We start from the raw sequence: 13,500 nt of genomic DNA, 5'->3' as shown, positions 1-13,500 counted from the left end.
CCTGTTTCGAAGAAGAAAATGAATGTAAGCGAACTCTTGCTGGATGTGGCTCGACTGCTTGGGAAAGAGGTGGAGCTGCAAGGGATTTTTGTTCTGGTCGGGGAGGATGGCTATCTTGTCGACACCATCGACGCCCGTGACGAGCGTTCAGGCGCGGTCAGGATCGACATCCCCGAAATCCTCGATGTAGTCACGGAAAACGTGCCGCCTTCGGCAGGAAGCAAATACCATTATCTTGACCCGGCGACAATTACGGGTCGACTGTTGAAATGCGAAGAAGGCGATGCGTTCGGATACAGAATCTCGGATGTCGACAAATTCATTATCGACAAATCGGGGCACGTGATAACCGTTCGAAGAAATTCAGCGCCTTCCTAGGGAACCGCCGATTCATTCATGACGGCGATCTTGGCCATGAGAGAAAGCGCCCGGCTGCGTCGCAAATGGCCTGCCATACCCCGGTATGACAGGCCATCTGCGTCTTGCTGGACACGTTTTTCAAGACTAATCTCATCCACCAGCAATAAATCAGCGCTTCCCTAGCGAATAAGTCGGAGTTTCTCTAAAAGTTCGTTCCGACCGAGACATGGTGGCAGAAGCAAAAACGGCGCCTCAGCGCCGTTTCATCCCGGTCAAACCCTTGTTAGCCCTCGCGGCTTTCCCGCTGCCGACGCCTCGCCAGGCCGCCAAGCAATGCCAAGCCGGCACCCAGCATCAGGCAGGTTTCCGGTTCCGGCACGGGCGAAGTGTGGAAGGTGAACTGGATGTTCTCTGCCTGTATGTTGGCATACGATTCCGCCACCAGTGAGCCCCACCCGTTCCTCGTGGCGCCGGCATACGTCTCGATGAACGTGTCCACCTGGAAGCCGAAGTCTCCAGCGAGCGCCAGGCTGTCGATCTCCAGCACTTTCGTCAGCTTGCCGTCCAGGTTGGTGGCAGTCTGCCTGTACACGGCGCTTTCGCCGGGCTCTCCCAGCGCGGTAATGACGCGCAGCTCATTGTATGCAGATCCCCCTCCGGCGCCCGGACGCAGGTCGCCCGCGAAGGTCACCTGCACGGTAACCCCGGTCACCCGATAGCCGTCGTCGACGCCGACGCGATACCGTTCGCCATCGAAATTCTGACGCGAGATGCCGGTTCCCCATGCGCCTGTCGCGTAGTTGTCGAGCGCGGGATACGATCCCGACGCCGTCGCCAGGCCGGTCAGCGAGACCACGGTCGCGCTCTCGGACTGCGACACGAGCGACACGCTGGAAGGCACATGATCTGCCGTATAGAAGCGGTCGGTGAGCGTGAAGGCCAGATGGTCGAACTGCCAGACATCGGCAGCTTGCACGGCAGACGAGGAAAGCAGGAAGGCTGCCGCTGCGATAGCTGGAAGAACGTGTTTCATCAAGGCTCCATAAGATTGTGGAATGCAGGGAATTGCGATGATAGCATTGCAAATAATGCATGATTCTCACCAAATCCCACATCAGGAAATTTTAATGAGCGCTAACCCGGCAGACAGTGGCTGTTCTCGTGCCAACCGCGTTTATTGAGTTCTTCGAGCAGGCAAAATCCGGTTCGCAAGCTGGCGCGCGCTGGACCGTAAAAGTAGCTAAAAGCAACCCTCCAGAGGCAACCTGGGCCAAAAATAGCCATCGCGGGGAAAACCCAATGGCACCATGGGGCGCTTCCACACGCCCCACGGCGGCTCAGTAATTCACCGGATAGTCCTTCGCGAACTTCGCCCCCGAATACGCCCTCTTCTGCGTCCAGTCCTGCGCCGGCGCCGTCCAGTAGCTGTCCGTGGCGGGCAGCCCGAGCGACAGGAAGCCGGCGGATGCGATGTACATGCTGCCGTTGTTCGAATACCAGTCGCCCAATTCCGGCTGGTGCCCCATGAAGCCGATCGTCAGGTAGCCGTCGGACGTGAAGTTCGAAGGCGTCGTCCAGATCGCGCGATGGGCGGCATCGAGCGCGGCGCGCACCTGCCCTTCCGGCAGCGACTTCGGCAGCTTCTTTCGCCACGCCAGCAGCGCCAGCGGCTGGAACACGGCGGTGCGGTACGTGAGCGAGCGCCCCACGGGCGGCCACGTGCCCTGCGGCGAGATGAAGCGCTCCAGGTGTTCGCCATAGCGCTGCATGCGCTGGTACGCCTGCGCCAGCAGCTCGTCCGGCTTGCCGTTCCAGAACGGTCCCTTGTGCCTGGCCAGCACTTCGAGGATCTCCACCAGCATCGGGTACATCACGTACGACGAGTAGTAATCGAAGTGGAACGCTTCGCCGTCCTTGATCCAGCCGTCGCCGATATACCACTCGTTGATCTTGCGGATCGCCACGTTCATCCGCATCGGGTCGTGTTCCTCGCCGATCGACAGTAAAAATGCCTCGTTCATCGCGGCGAACAGCAGCCAGTTGATGTACGGCGGCTCGATGCGGCGCAGGCTCTTGATCTCGGCGACGATGCGGCGCTTCGTCGTCGCGTCGAGCGGTTCCCACAGTGCCTTCGGCGCGCGCATCAGCGCATTGGTAAAGTAAGCCGAGTCGACGAGCGTCTGCCCCGGCCCCTTCCACAGCAGGTAGTCCGGGCTCTTCGGATCGACCGAGTGCACGTAGCTCTGCACGGCCAGCTCGCGCAGCCGCTTGCGGGACTTGCCTTCCGGCGTGCCGTCGTCCGGCAGCTCCAGCCATGGCGCCACGCCGGCGATCAGCCGCCCGAAGCATTCCAGGTACGTCACGCCCTTGTCGCGCCCGTCCCACGTGGGGCTGACCTCCAGCTGGAAGGTCTTCTTCAGCTGCCCCTTCGCCATGTTGGCCAGCACCGGCTCGGCCATCCGTTGCATCAGGCCGAGCTGGAAGGCACGGGCATCGGCGGGCGAGCCCGACGATGTGGCATCGGCGGCCAGTGCATCGGTGCTTCCAGCCAGCAGGGCGGCACCCGGTGCGGCGGCCAGGCCGCGCATGAAGTTGCGACGTTCCATTTATTCTCCCTTGTCCATCAGACGTACCATTTCCGCACCGGCCAGCAGGAAGGCCCCGACGCCGAAATGCGCGGTCGAGTTCCTGTCCACCACCTGCCCCGGGATCGCGCGGTCCCCGATCGGCTGCACGTAGCCCAGGCGGCCGTCCGGCTGCACCGCGGTCTTCGTCAGGAACTCCCAGCCCTTGCGCGCGGTCGGCAGGTACTCGGCCTTGTCCAGCAGCCCGTTGTTGATGCCCCACAGGTAGCCGTAGGTGAAGAACGCGGTGCCGCTCGTTTCCGGGCCCGGCGCATGCGCCGGGTCGAGCAGGCTGCGGGTCCAGTAGCCTTCCGCCTGCTGCGCCTTCTTCAGCGATGCCGCCATGTCGCGGAACACCTGCTCGTACTCGGCGCGGTGCGGATCGTCCTTCGGCAGGTCGTCCAGCACGCGCGGCAGCGCCGCGAACACCCAGCCCACGCCACGCGACCAGAAATCCTTGCTGCCGTTGACGCTCTTGTGCTTCGGGTAGACGTAGCGCGCATCGCGGAAGAACAGCCTGGCCTCCTCGTCGTACATGATCTTGCGGGAATGCGCGAAGTACTCGTGCATCTTGGCCAGGTACTGCCTGTTGCCGGTGATCGAGTACAGCCGCGTCATCACCGGCATGCCCATGTACAGCCCGTCGGACCACCACCAGTAATCGTCGTTCGGGGTGCTCATCTGGTATTCCATCACCTCGCGGGCGCGGGCGATCTTCACCGGGTCGGGCTGCAGTTTGTACAGGTCCGCATACACCTGGAAGCAGGTCTGCCAGTCGCCGAACAGCACGTGCTCGTCGGTCTCGCCGTACGTGTACTTCCACTTCGTCCTGTCGGTCGACTTGGCGCCCGTCCACTTGTTGTACTCCGCCCAGTCCTGCGTGTAGCGCAGGTAGGCCGGGTTCTTCGTGATCTTGTAAGCTTCCAGGTTGCCCGTATGGTAGGCGGCCACGTTCCAGAACGGCCACTCCTGCGCCGGCGTGGTCTTTTGCCAGTAGCCGTTCACCTTGTCGATGGCGGCGACCACGTCCGCCCTGCCCTGCTGCGCTTCCCCGCGCGCGGCTTCCTTCTGCGCCGCGCAGCCAGCCAGCACGAATGCCGCGACCAGCAGCACGCCCGTCATCCGGTACCGGTGCTTCACTGAGTGATGATTCATCGTTTCCATTCCTTACGGTTTGAACTCCAGCACGCGCACCATCGTGGGTGCGCCCCGTGCCAGTCCTTCGCCATCGGCCTGCCGCACATCCTGCACGAACAGGTTCAGTTCCCCGGTCCGCCGCCAGCGCTCCGGGTCCAGGTTCGGTTCCCACGCGCCCACCGGCGCCTCGGTGAGGTCGCGCAATGTCCAGCTGCCGCGTTGCAGGTCGACCTGCGCGGCCGACACCCGGCTGCCCCGCTCCGCATCGCGGAACAGCAGCAACGCATTGGCACCCCCGTCGTCGACGACCAGCTGCGGCCGCGACACGGGGATCGCCTTCGTGCCCACGCCGGACAGCGAGAACGCCGTGCGCCGGAACGGCAGGTCGAGCGTGCGCCAGCCGCCAATGCCCAGGTGGACGATGCGGTACTGCGGCACCGTTTCGCCGGCCTTGCGCCAGTACGTGGCGATATAGGGCCGGCCCGCGCCGTCCACGGTCATCGACGTCTGGTTGATCAGCTCGCTGTTCTGCGGCACGCGCGCCGCCACTTCGGCGCCGGCCTCGGTGATCGGCAGCGCCAGCCTGCGGCCGGTGCTGTCTTGCCACGTGGCACCGCCATCGCGCGAGCGCGCATAGGCGATATCGTGGTTGCTGGCCACGTCCGGCGATTCGCGCCACGTCCACGACACGTGGATGGTGCCCTGCCCGTCGACGGCGGCCTGCCAGTAGGCGCTGCGCCGCCCTTCGCCGGAAATCAGGTTGTCCTGCAGCCGCGTCCATTTCCCGGCGGGGGCGCTGTAGCTGTTTACCACCAGGTTGCCCCGGCCGGAACCGCCGTCGCGGTACAGGAACAGCATGCCGCCGCCGGCCAGCGGGTGGAACTCCGGGTACGTGACGGAGCGTTCGTCGCGCCCCGTCATCGGCTCCTCGGCGCCCAGCGTCAACGCATGCGGCGCCGTGCCGCGCGCATAGCGCAGCGGGCCGTTGTGATGGTCGAACGCCACGTGCAGCACGCCGGTGGCATCCAGGCCGATGCTGATGCTGTTGTGGGCATCGCGCACGTTGCCCTTGTACTGCGTGGGCGACAGCTCCCAGCGCGTGGCACCAAGCTGCCGCTTGCCCAGCACCACGCGGCCGTCGGCATCGTAGAACGCGATGAACTGGGTGCTGCCGTCGCTGACCAGCGCATGGCGCCGGAAGACCACGGTGTTGACGGAATTGTCCGCCCAGCCCGGCGCCACGTCGACGAGGCGGACAGCCCCGCCGGGGATGCCGGGGCCGGGCTGCGCGCAGCCGGCCAGGGCGAAGGCAACCGCCAGTGCCGTGCCCCGGATGGTTCCGCGCATCACAGCGAACCGCGGATGCCGATCTTGATCGTGCGGCCGTCGTACTTGGCGTAGTCCATGCGGGTCTTCTTGCCGCTGCCGTACACGCCGTTCGCATCCTCGAAGTAATCGTAGGTCAGCGTGTTCGACAGGTTCAGCGCATCGAGCCGCAGTTCCAGCTTGTCGCTGATCTTGTAGCTGATGTTGCCGTCCAGGTAGCCGCGCGCGGCGCGCCAGCGGATCAGGTCGTCGCCGTTGTTGCGCGGATTGTCGCCGTGCAGCGAGCGGCCCTTGTAGTTCCACGACAGGCGCACGGCCAGCGGGCCCCGCTCGTAGTAGCCCGTGGTGCTGTAGGCGAACTTCGGCACCGAGTTGACCTCGATTTCCTTGCCGGCGTTGGTGATCCAGCGCTGGCTGTTGAACGGATCGATGTGCGTGAAGCTGGCCAGCGCGCCGAAGCCCTTGAACGGATCGGGCAGGAAGTCGAACGCCTGCTGGTAGGCCAGCTCGTAGCCCTTGAGCACCTGCTCGCCGGCGTTCGAATAGGTGCGCAGCGTCATCGCCAGGTTCGGGTCCACGCGGCCGCTGGCATCCTGGAAGATGGCGCCCAGCGCGGTGTCGGGCAGGCCGAGCGAACCGAAGGTGACGATCTGCGTGGACGATACCGTGGCATCCGTCAGCACCTTGCGGAAGTAACCGGCGGACAGCAGGCTGCCCGGCTTGAAGTACCACTCAAGGCTCGTATCGAGGTTCTTCGACTGCTGCGGCTTCAGGTTCGGGTTGCCGGCGGTGGCCGTGTTGTCGAACTGGTTCGGGATCACGGTCTGCGCGGCGATGATGCCCAGCGATGCGCGCGAGATCGTCTTGCCCCACGAAGCGCGCCACATCAGCGTGTCGGTCACGTCGAAGGCGGCGCTCACGGCCGGCATCACGTTGCTGTACTTGCCCTCTTCCTCGTTCGGCGCGTAGGCGTTGTTGGCGCCGGTCTGCTTGAAGTTGTCGATGTAGGTCTTCGTCTCCGAGTAGCGCACGCCGGCGTTGAAGCGCAGCTCCCTGCCGAATACCTCACCCTTGAAGTCGGACTGCACGAAGGCCGAGCTGACCTTTTCCTGCGCCGTGAAGCTTTGCGCCGGCGTGAACGTGGAGTTCGGGTTGTATTGCAGCGGGTTGAACGTGGAATACGTGTAGCCCCGGTCGAACGTGCCCCAGGCGCCCGGCCAGCCGCCGCCCATGTCCAGGTTCCCGATCGGCAGGTTCGACGTCATGCCGGCGCGCAGGCCGGCGTTGCCCAGCTGGTTCAGCCGCGTGGTGGCCAGCGAGGTGCCGTTGCGCTTGTCGATGCCCTTCGTGGTTTCCACGAACGAGAAGCCGGTCTTCATCTTGCCGGTCCAGCCGGCCGGCAGGTCGTAGGTCCACTCGGCCGCCGCGCGTGCCTGGCGGCCCTTGTCCGTTTCCTTGGTCCAGCCGGTGCCGATCTGGAAACCCTGGAAATTGTTCGGGTCCGTGTAGCTGGTCGGCGACGACAGCGACGGGTAGACGTGATCGTCACCGTAGCCGATCGTGGACGTGATGCCGAAGATCTGGCCGGACAGCGTGCTCTGGTACGACAGCGCGCTGCTGTTGTTGGCGCTGGCCTGGGCGGTGAATGTCAGCCGGTCGCTGGCCTTGTAGGTCAGGTTGAGCGCGCCGTAGCCGAATTCGGTCTCGTCGTTGGCATAGGTGACGCCGCTGCTGTACGACGTGTTGCCGAACGTGCCTTCGAGCAGGTTCGACGAAGGATCGATGCTGACGTTCAGCGGGATCAGGCCGTTGTTGCCGGTCTGGCCGGCCGGCGCGTTGCGGTTCGTGGTGCGGCTGTTGCGCACCAGGATGCCGAAGTACATTTCGTCGCGCTCGTTCTTCAGCTTCGAATACAGCGTGTCGAAGCTGACGTTCAGGCCGCCGTTCTTGTACTGCAGCGACGAGACCAGGCCGTCGCGCGTGCGGTCGTTCTGCGAGCCGTAGAAGCGGTAGATGCGCGGCAGCAGCGCGTTGTCGATCTGCTGGCGCGTGTAGCCGCCCAGGTTCGCCAGCGGCGAATCGTAGTCGAGCGCCACGGCGAAGTTGCCGCGCACGGGGTTCCGGCTGCCGTTGGCCGAGCTGTTGTAGCCGCCCGTGGCTTCGAAGCCGGAACGGTTGTTCATGCTGCCCGAATGCGAGGCGCCGACCAGGAAGCCCCAGTTGCCCCAGGTGTTCGAATACAGCGCGAAGGCGGCCGGGTTGGTGTGCTCGGACATCGTGTTGTAGCCGGCCGTGACGCCGTAGCGCACGGCGCGCTTCGGATTGTCGAACGGCCGTGGCGTCTGCAGGTCGACGATGCCGCCCAGGCCGCCCTCGGTCAGTTCGGCCAGCGGCGACTTGTAGAAGTCGATGCGGCCGAACAGCTCGGAGGCGAACACGTCGTAGTTGAAGCCGCGCGCGGCGCTGCCGATCGTGCTGGTCGACGTGGTGTTGACCGGCGCGCCGTTCAGCGTGGTCACCGAATATTCGGTGGGCAGGCCGCGGATCGAGATGCGCTGGCCTTCGCCCGAGCTTTCGTCGCGGTTCAGGATCACGCCCGGCACGCGCTGCAGCGATTCGGCCACGTTCGCCTCGGGGAACTTGCCGATGTCCTCGGCCACGATCGAGTCGCGCACGCCGATGGCCTGCTGCTTCAGGTTCAGCGCCTTCTGCAGGCTGGAACGAAAGCCCGTGACGACCACGGTGCTGACCGGGTCCGCACCGGGGGCGGCCGGCGCCGCAGCCGGTTCGGCCTGGGCGACGGCGCCAGCGGCATCGGCAACACCGACGGTCGTGGCGGCCTGCGGGGTGCTGCCCTGTGCCACACTGTCCTGTGCCACACTCGCCTGCGCATGGGCCGTGCCGTAGGCGGCGGCCAGTGCCAGCGGCAGCAGGGTGGCAAGAATCGTCTTGTTCATCTCTGTCTCCGATTTGATTATTTGTTGTGCCACGAATGATGGTCACGTTACCACAAGGGCTTTTGAAAAAATCGCTCACGAAATTGAGCGGTTTTCAACGCCGCACATAAGCCATTGACTTCATTGAACAAAGTCGTTTGGTGCAAATCCGGGCCTGTGGTAACGTGACCACATTTCCGCCCGAATGCCGGACGCTCTGGTAGAGTCGGGCTCCAGATCAGCACACCGAAACCTCCATGCGCAAGACCAGCAAGCTCAGTGAAGTGGCAAAAATCGCCGGCGTCTCGCCGATCACGGCATCGCGGGCGATCCGCGGCGTCGGTTACGTGTCCGAATCGGCGCGGGCCCGCATCATGGAAGCGGCGGCCCAGCTGAACTACACGCCGGACATGCTGGCGCGCCGCATGCGCGGCGACAAGAGCAACCTGATCGGCGTGTTCGTCAACAATTACGGCTCGCTGGTGCTGCACGAGGTGACTCGGGCGATCAGCGCCGAGGCGCGTGCCCGCGGCTACGACATCCTGCTGTTCAACGCCGAGCGCTTCGACAGCCCGGCCCGCGCCGGCACCGTGGACATGCTCAGCAAGCTGTGCGACGGCCTGCTGCTGGTGATGCCGAACGGCGCGGACGGCTACCTGGACGTGCTGGAACAGCACGGCATGCCGTGCGTGCTCGTGCACTACGACGCGCGCACCGTGCAGCTGCCCGTGGTGGCACTGGAAAACCGCAACGGCGCGCGCCTGGCGGTGGAACACCTGCTCGCGCTGGGCCATCGGCGCATCGCCTTCATGGCCGGCACGTCGCACACGGGCCAGAGCGACGAGCGGGAAAAAGGCTACAAGGATGCGCTGCGCGCCGCCGGCATCCGCGCCGACGCTTCGCTGGTCGTGGGCGGCGCGTTCAACCAGGCGGCCGGCAACGCCGCGGCGCGCCAGCTGCTCGAACTGCGCCGGCCGCCGACGGCGATCTTCGCCGCCAACGACGAGATGGCATACGGCGCGATCGATGCGATCCACAGCCGCGGCCTGAAGGTGCCGGCGGACATTTCCGTCATCGGCTTCGACGACATTCCCCTGTCGAGCCACGTGTTCCCGCCGCTGACGACGATGCGCCAGCCGCTGGCCGAGCTGGCGGCGCGTGCCGTGGGCGACGTGGTCACGCTGGCCCAGGGCGGCACGGTGGCGCCGGTCAAGACCGCCTTTCCGATGGAACTGGTGATCCGGCAATCGACCGGACCGGTCCTCGCCCGCACCGCCGGCGAAAAATGACAGCCAAGGCCGCCGCAGCCGGCCCTGGCGGCGCTGCCGGCCCGGCAGGACTGCGCACGGCCGCCGGCGCGGCCACGCTGGCCGGCATGCTGGGCTGGCTGCTGCTGGGCGACCTGGGCATCGCGATGCGCGACCGCGCGGCGCTGCCGTCCGGCCTGGAACTGCTGCGCGTGGCCGGCGCGACGGACACGGCCACGTCGCTGCTGCTGTCCACGGTGCCGGCGTTGCTGTCGATGTTCGTGGTACCGCTGGTGGGCTGGCGTTCCGACCGGCACACGAGCCGCCGGGGCCGGCGCCGGCCGTTCCTGATGGTGGCCGCACCCGTCGGCTGCGCCGCATTGATCGGCCTGGCGTTCTCTCCCGCGCTGGGTGCGGCGGCCGATGCGATGCTGGGCGACTGGTCGCCCGGCGCCCGGGCCTGCCGGCTGGCCGCGTTCGGCCTGTTCTGGACCGTTTTCGACTGCGCCGCGCTGTGCGCGCTGTCGCTGTTCACCGGGCTGGTGAACGACGTGGTGCCGTTCGGCTGGCTGGGGCGTTTCTATGCGCTGTTCCGCATCGTCGGCCTGGGCGCCGGCATCGCGTTCCACTCGTGGATCTTCGCCCTCACCGATCACCACCTGACCGCGATCCTGGTCGGAACCGGCGCGGTCTTCGGCGCCTGCATCCTGGCGATGTGCCTGGCGGTGCGCGAGCCGCCGGCCCCGGCGCCGGCCACGCAGGCTGCGCGGGGCCGCGTCCTGCCCGCGGGATTCACGACGCCCCCGATCCTGTGGGCCATCGCGATGTTCGTCTGCGCCAGCATCACGTTCAATCCGTTCAACACGTTCTACCAGTTCTTCGCGCATGCCAGCGCGGTACCGAAAGCCACGCTCGGCATGCTGACCGCCGCCGGCTACGCGGTGTCGATCGGCTCGGCATTCGCCATCGGCTGGCTGGTCGACCGCTGCGGCGCGATGCGCATTTCCGCCATCGTCATGGCCCTGTACTGCGCCGTGGCCGCGCTGGGCGCGCTGTTCGTCGACGACGCGGCCAGCTTCCAGGCTGTTTACCTGTGCCACGTGATCGTCTCCGGCGCATGGTGGACCGCCGCGGCATCGATGCCGATGGCACTGTTTCCTCGCGAGCGCTTCCTGCAGTTCAACGCCGCCAAGGATTTCGTGGTCGTCACCGGGGCCATCCTGCTCGGGCTCGTGCAGGGGCCGGTGCTGGACCTGTCCGGCCACGACTACCGTCTCACCCTGGGCTGCGGCGCCGTCTTTTCGGCGCTGTGCCTGGCCTGCATGGCGCGCCTGCGCGCCCTTCATCCATCCCTGCATCCATCCTCGACACGAACGACATGACGAAACAGCTGACCAACCAGCCATCCCGCCGGCGCGTACTGCTCGGCACCGCCGCCGCCGTCGGCGGCACCCTGCTCCCGGCGCTCGGTACCGCCGCGCCGGTGGCACCGAGCGCCGGCCGGTTCGCCATCGGCGACAACGACTTCCTGCTGGACGGCAAGCCGCTGCAGATCCGCTGCGGCGAAGTGCACTTCGCCCGCGTGCCGCGCGAATACTGGGGCCACCGGCTGAAGGCGATCAAGGCGATGGGCCTGAACGCCGTGTGCGCCTACCTGTTCTGGAACTACCACGAGTGGCGCGAAGGCAGGTACGACTGGAACGCCCAGCGCGACGCCTTTGAATTCTGCCGGATGGCCCAGGCCGAGGGCCTGTGGGTGATCCTGCGCCCCGGCCCGTATGCGTGCGCCGAATGGGAAATGGGCGGCCTGCCGTGGTGGTTGCTGAAAAGCCCCGACGTCGGCAAGCCGGACGCATTCCTGCGCACCCGCGACGACGCCTTCGTGCAGCCGGCACGCCGCTGGATGAAGGAAGTGGGCCGCGTGCTCGGCCCGCTGCAGGTCACGCAGGGCGGCCCCATCCTGATGGTGCAGGTGGAGAACGAATACGGTTTCTTCGGCGAAGACCTGGAATACATGCGCGTGATGCGCCAGGCGCTGCTCGACGGCGGCTTCGACGTGCCGCTGTTCCAGTGCAATCCGACCAACGCGGTGGCGAAGACGCACATCCCCGAGCTGTTCTCGGTGGCGAACTTCGGCAGCGATCCGGAGCGGGGCTTCAAGGAACTGGCCAAGGTGCAGAAGGGCCCGCTGATGTGCGGCGAATACTACTCCGGCTGGTTCGACACGTGGGGCGCGCCGCACCGCACCGGCGACGCCACGAAGGCCGTGGCCGACATCGAGACGATGCTGGCGGCGAACGGCTCGTTCAGCCTGTACATGGCGCACGGCGGCACGTCGTTCGGGCTGTGGGGCGGCTGCGACCGCCCGTTCCGGCCCGACACCACCAGCTACGACTACGACGCGCCGATCGGCGAGGCGGGCTGGATCGGCAAGAAGTTCGATGCCTACCGGGCCGGCATCGGCCGCCACCTGCGGGCCGGTGAAACGCTGCCGGCGCCGCCCGCGCAGATGCCGGTGACGACGATCGACGCCTTCACGCTGGCCGAGAGCGCGCCGGTGTTCGCCAACCTGCCGCCGCGGGTGATCCGGGACGTGACGCCCAGGCCGATCGAGCAGTACGACATCAGCCGCGGCGTGATCGCCTACCGCGTCACGCTGCCGGCCGGGCCGGCCGCGGTGCTGGAGGCGGCCAAGGTGCGCGACCTGGCCTGGGTCTACATCGACGGCAAGCAGGTGGGCACGCTCGATACCCGCTACCGCCGCTTCCGCGTCGACCTGCCGGCCCGCGCGAACACCACCACGCTGGAAATCCTGCTGTACACGATCGCGCGGGTGAACTTCGGCGTGGAAATCCACGACCGCAAGGGCCTGCACGGGCCGGTGACGCTGCGCGAGAAGGGCAAGGATGCGAAGGAAAAACAGCCGACGGCGCTGGAGAACTGGGAAATCAGGGCGATCGACTTCGATGCCGACGGCGTGCTGCCCCCGCTGGCCTGGAAGGAAACGAAGTCGAAGGGCCCGGCGTTCTGGCGCGGCGGTTTCGACGCCACCGGCGGCGGCGACACCTTCCTCGACATGTCCTCCTGGGGCCAGGGCATCGTGTGGATCAACGGCCGCTGCCTGGGCCGCTACTGGAGCATCGGCCCGACGCAGACGATGTACCTGCCCGGCCCGTGGATCAGGCAGGGCCGCAACGAGGTGGTGGTGCTGGACCTGACCGGACCGCGGGACAACCGCATCGCCGGCCTGGCCAGGCCGATCCTCGACCAGCTGCGCCCCGAGCGCGACCTGGCCCGCCCGCCCAGCACGGCGCGCCTCGCGCTGCAGGGGGTGAAACCGGTGCACGAAGGCCGCTTCCAGGCCGGCGGCGCCACGCAGGACGTGCCGTTCGCCCGGCCGGCGACCGGGCGCCAGCTGTGCATCGAGGCGCTGGACGCGTTCGACGGCAAGCCGTTCGCCGCGATCGCCGAACTGGCCCTGCTCGGCAAGGACGGCAAGACGCTGAACCAGACGCTGTGGACGATCGCCTTCGCCAGCAGCGAGGAAGCATCGAAGGAGGACGGCACGGCACTGAACGCGATCAACGGCCAGAACACCGACTTCTGGCATTCGGGCTACAGCAAGGCGGTGGCCCAGCCGCCGCACCGGCTGGTGCTCGACCTGGGCGCGCCGTGCGACGTGGCCGGGCTGCGCTACACGCCCCGGCAGGGGCCGGACGGCGTCACGGGCCGGATCCGGCGCTACCGGGTTTATGTCGGCGACAAGCTCGTTGTCGAACAGGCATGATGACTTCGACAAACGCTGCCGATTGACGTTTTTCCAAGGAGTGCACACTCACCGCGCGCACGGTTGACCCGGCCGTGCGCGCT

9 protein-coding genes are annotated in these 13,500 nt (G+C 66.5%); 4 read left to right on the top strand and 5 right to left on the bottom strand.

What is annotated here, in order from left to right; genetic code table 11:
* The first annotated feature begins 18 nt into the window (after nt 1-18).
* Complete coding sequence (locus tag GJV26_RS23880; RefSeq protein WP_155711165.1) at nt 19-378, top strand: hypothetical protein; 360 nt, start codon at nt 19-21, stop codon at nt 376-378.
* Nucleotides 379-643: 265 nt separating this feature from the next.
* Here the strand turns inward: GJV26_RS23880 and GJV26_RS23875 are convergent, their stop codons facing one another.
* The 5 genes from GJV26_RS23875 to GJV26_RS23855 form a co-directional block, all read right to left on the bottom strand.
* The gene (locus tag GJV26_RS23875; RefSeq protein WP_155711164.1) at nt 644-1,393 is read right to left on the bottom strand and encodes a PEP-CTERM sorting domain-containing protein; all 750 of its coding nucleotides are present in this window, start codon (nt 1,391-1,393) and stop codon (nt 644-646) included.
* Between the two features lie 304 nt (nt 1,394-1,697).
* Nucleotides 1,698-2,966 carry a DUF2264 domain-containing protein gene (locus GJV26_RS23870; protein WP_155711163.1) on the bottom strand — a complete coding sequence of 423 codons (1,269 nt, stop codon included), beginning with the start codon at nt 2,964-2,966 and terminating at the stop codon, nt 1,698-1,700.
* Entirely contained in the window at nt 2,967-4,139 is a 1,173-nt protein-coding gene (locus tag GJV26_RS23865; protein ID WP_229419414.1) for a glycoside hydrolase family 88/105 protein, read from the bottom strand.
* A gap of 12 nt (nt 4,140-4,151) precedes the next feature.
* Entirely contained in the window at nt 4,152-5,468 is a 1,317-nt protein-coding gene (locus GJV26_RS23860) for a BNR repeat-containing protein (RefSeq protein ID WP_155711162.1), read from the bottom strand.
* Nucleotides 5,468-8,404 carry a TonB-dependent receptor gene (locus tag GJV26_RS23855; RefSeq protein ID WP_155711161.1) on the bottom strand — a complete coding sequence of 979 codons (2,937 nt, stop codon included), beginning with the start codon at nt 8,402-8,404 and terminating at the stop codon, nt 5,468-5,470. The genes GJV26_RS23860 and GJV26_RS23855 overlap by 1 nt, the downstream gene beginning before the upstream one ends.
* Before the next feature lie 236 nt (nt 8,405-8,640).
* On the opposite strand from GJV26_RS23855, the gene GJV26_RS23850 reads away from it, so the two are divergent.
* Genes GJV26_RS23850 through GJV26_RS23840 form a run of 3 tightly spaced genes read left to right on the top strand, consistent with a single transcriptional unit; the run spans nt 8,641 to nt 13,417 of the window.
* Nucleotides 8,641-9,672 (top strand): LacI family DNA-binding transcriptional regulator, encoded by a 1,032-nt coding sequence (locus tag GJV26_RS23850; protein ID WP_155711160.1) that lies wholly within the window; start codon nt 8,641-8,643, stop codon nt 9,670-9,672.
* Nucleotides 9,669-11,012 carry an MFS transporter gene (locus GJV26_RS23845; protein WP_155711159.1) on the top strand — a complete coding sequence of 448 codons (1,344 nt, stop codon included), beginning with the start codon at nt 9,669-9,671 and terminating at the stop codon, nt 11,010-11,012. The genes GJV26_RS23850 and GJV26_RS23845 overlap by 4 nt, the downstream gene beginning before the upstream one ends.
* Nucleotides 11,009-13,417 carry a beta-galactosidase gene (locus tag GJV26_RS23840; RefSeq protein WP_155711158.1) on the top strand — a complete coding sequence of 803 codons (2,409 nt, stop codon included), beginning with the start codon at nt 11,009-11,011 and terminating at the stop codon, nt 13,415-13,417. Before GJV26_RS23845 ends, GJV26_RS23840 begins: the two co-directional genes overlap by 4 nt.
* The last annotated feature ends 83 nt before the right edge of the window (nt 13,418-13,500 follow it).

Source organism: Pseudoduganella dura (genome assembly GCF_009727155.1).
Taxonomy (GTDB): domain Bacteria; phylum Pseudomonadota; class Gammaproteobacteria; order Burkholderiales; family Burkholderiaceae_D; genus Rugamonas; species Rugamonas dura.
The sequence above is the reverse complement of the archived record's forward strand: the minus strand, read 5'-3'. Positions and strand labels throughout refer to the sequence as shown.

Excerpts from the sequence above, each read along its gene's own strand:
- GJV26_RS23845 (WP_155711159.1), top strand. The coding sequence starts at position 9,669 with ATGACAGCCAAGGCCGCCGCAGCCGGCCCTGGCGGCGCTGCCGGCCCG.
- GJV26_RS23870 (WP_155711163.1), bottom strand. The coding sequence starts at position 2,966 with ATGGAACGTCGCAACTTCATGCGCGGCCTGGCCGCCGCACCGGGTGCC.
- GJV26_RS23860 (WP_155711162.1), bottom strand. The coding sequence starts at position 5,468 with ATGCGCGGAACCATCCGGGGCACGGCACTGGCGGTTGCCTTCGCCCTG.
- GJV26_RS23875 (WP_155711164.1), bottom strand. The coding sequence starts at position 1,393 with ATGAAACACGTTCTTCCAGCTATCGCAGCGGCAGCCTTCCTGCTTTCC.
- GJV26_RS23840 (WP_155711158.1), top strand. The coding sequence starts at position 11,009 with ATGACGAAACAGCTGACCAACCAGCCATCCCGCCGGCGCGTACTGCTC.
- GJV26_RS23855 (WP_155711161.1), bottom strand. The coding sequence starts at position 8,404 with ATGAACAAGACGATTCTTGCCACCCTGCTGCCGCTGGCACTGGCCGCC.
- GJV26_RS23865 (WP_229419414.1), bottom strand. The coding sequence starts at position 4,139 with ATGAATCATCACTCAGTGAAGCACCGGTACCGGATGACGGGCGTGCTG.
- GJV26_RS23850 (WP_155711160.1), top strand. The coding sequence starts at position 8,641 with ATGCGCAAGACCAGCAAGCTCAGTGAAGTGGCAAAAATCGCCGGCGTC.
- GJV26_RS23880 (WP_155711165.1), top strand. The coding sequence starts at position 19 with ATGAATGTAAGCGAACTCTTGCTGGATGTGGCTCGACTGCTTGGGAAA.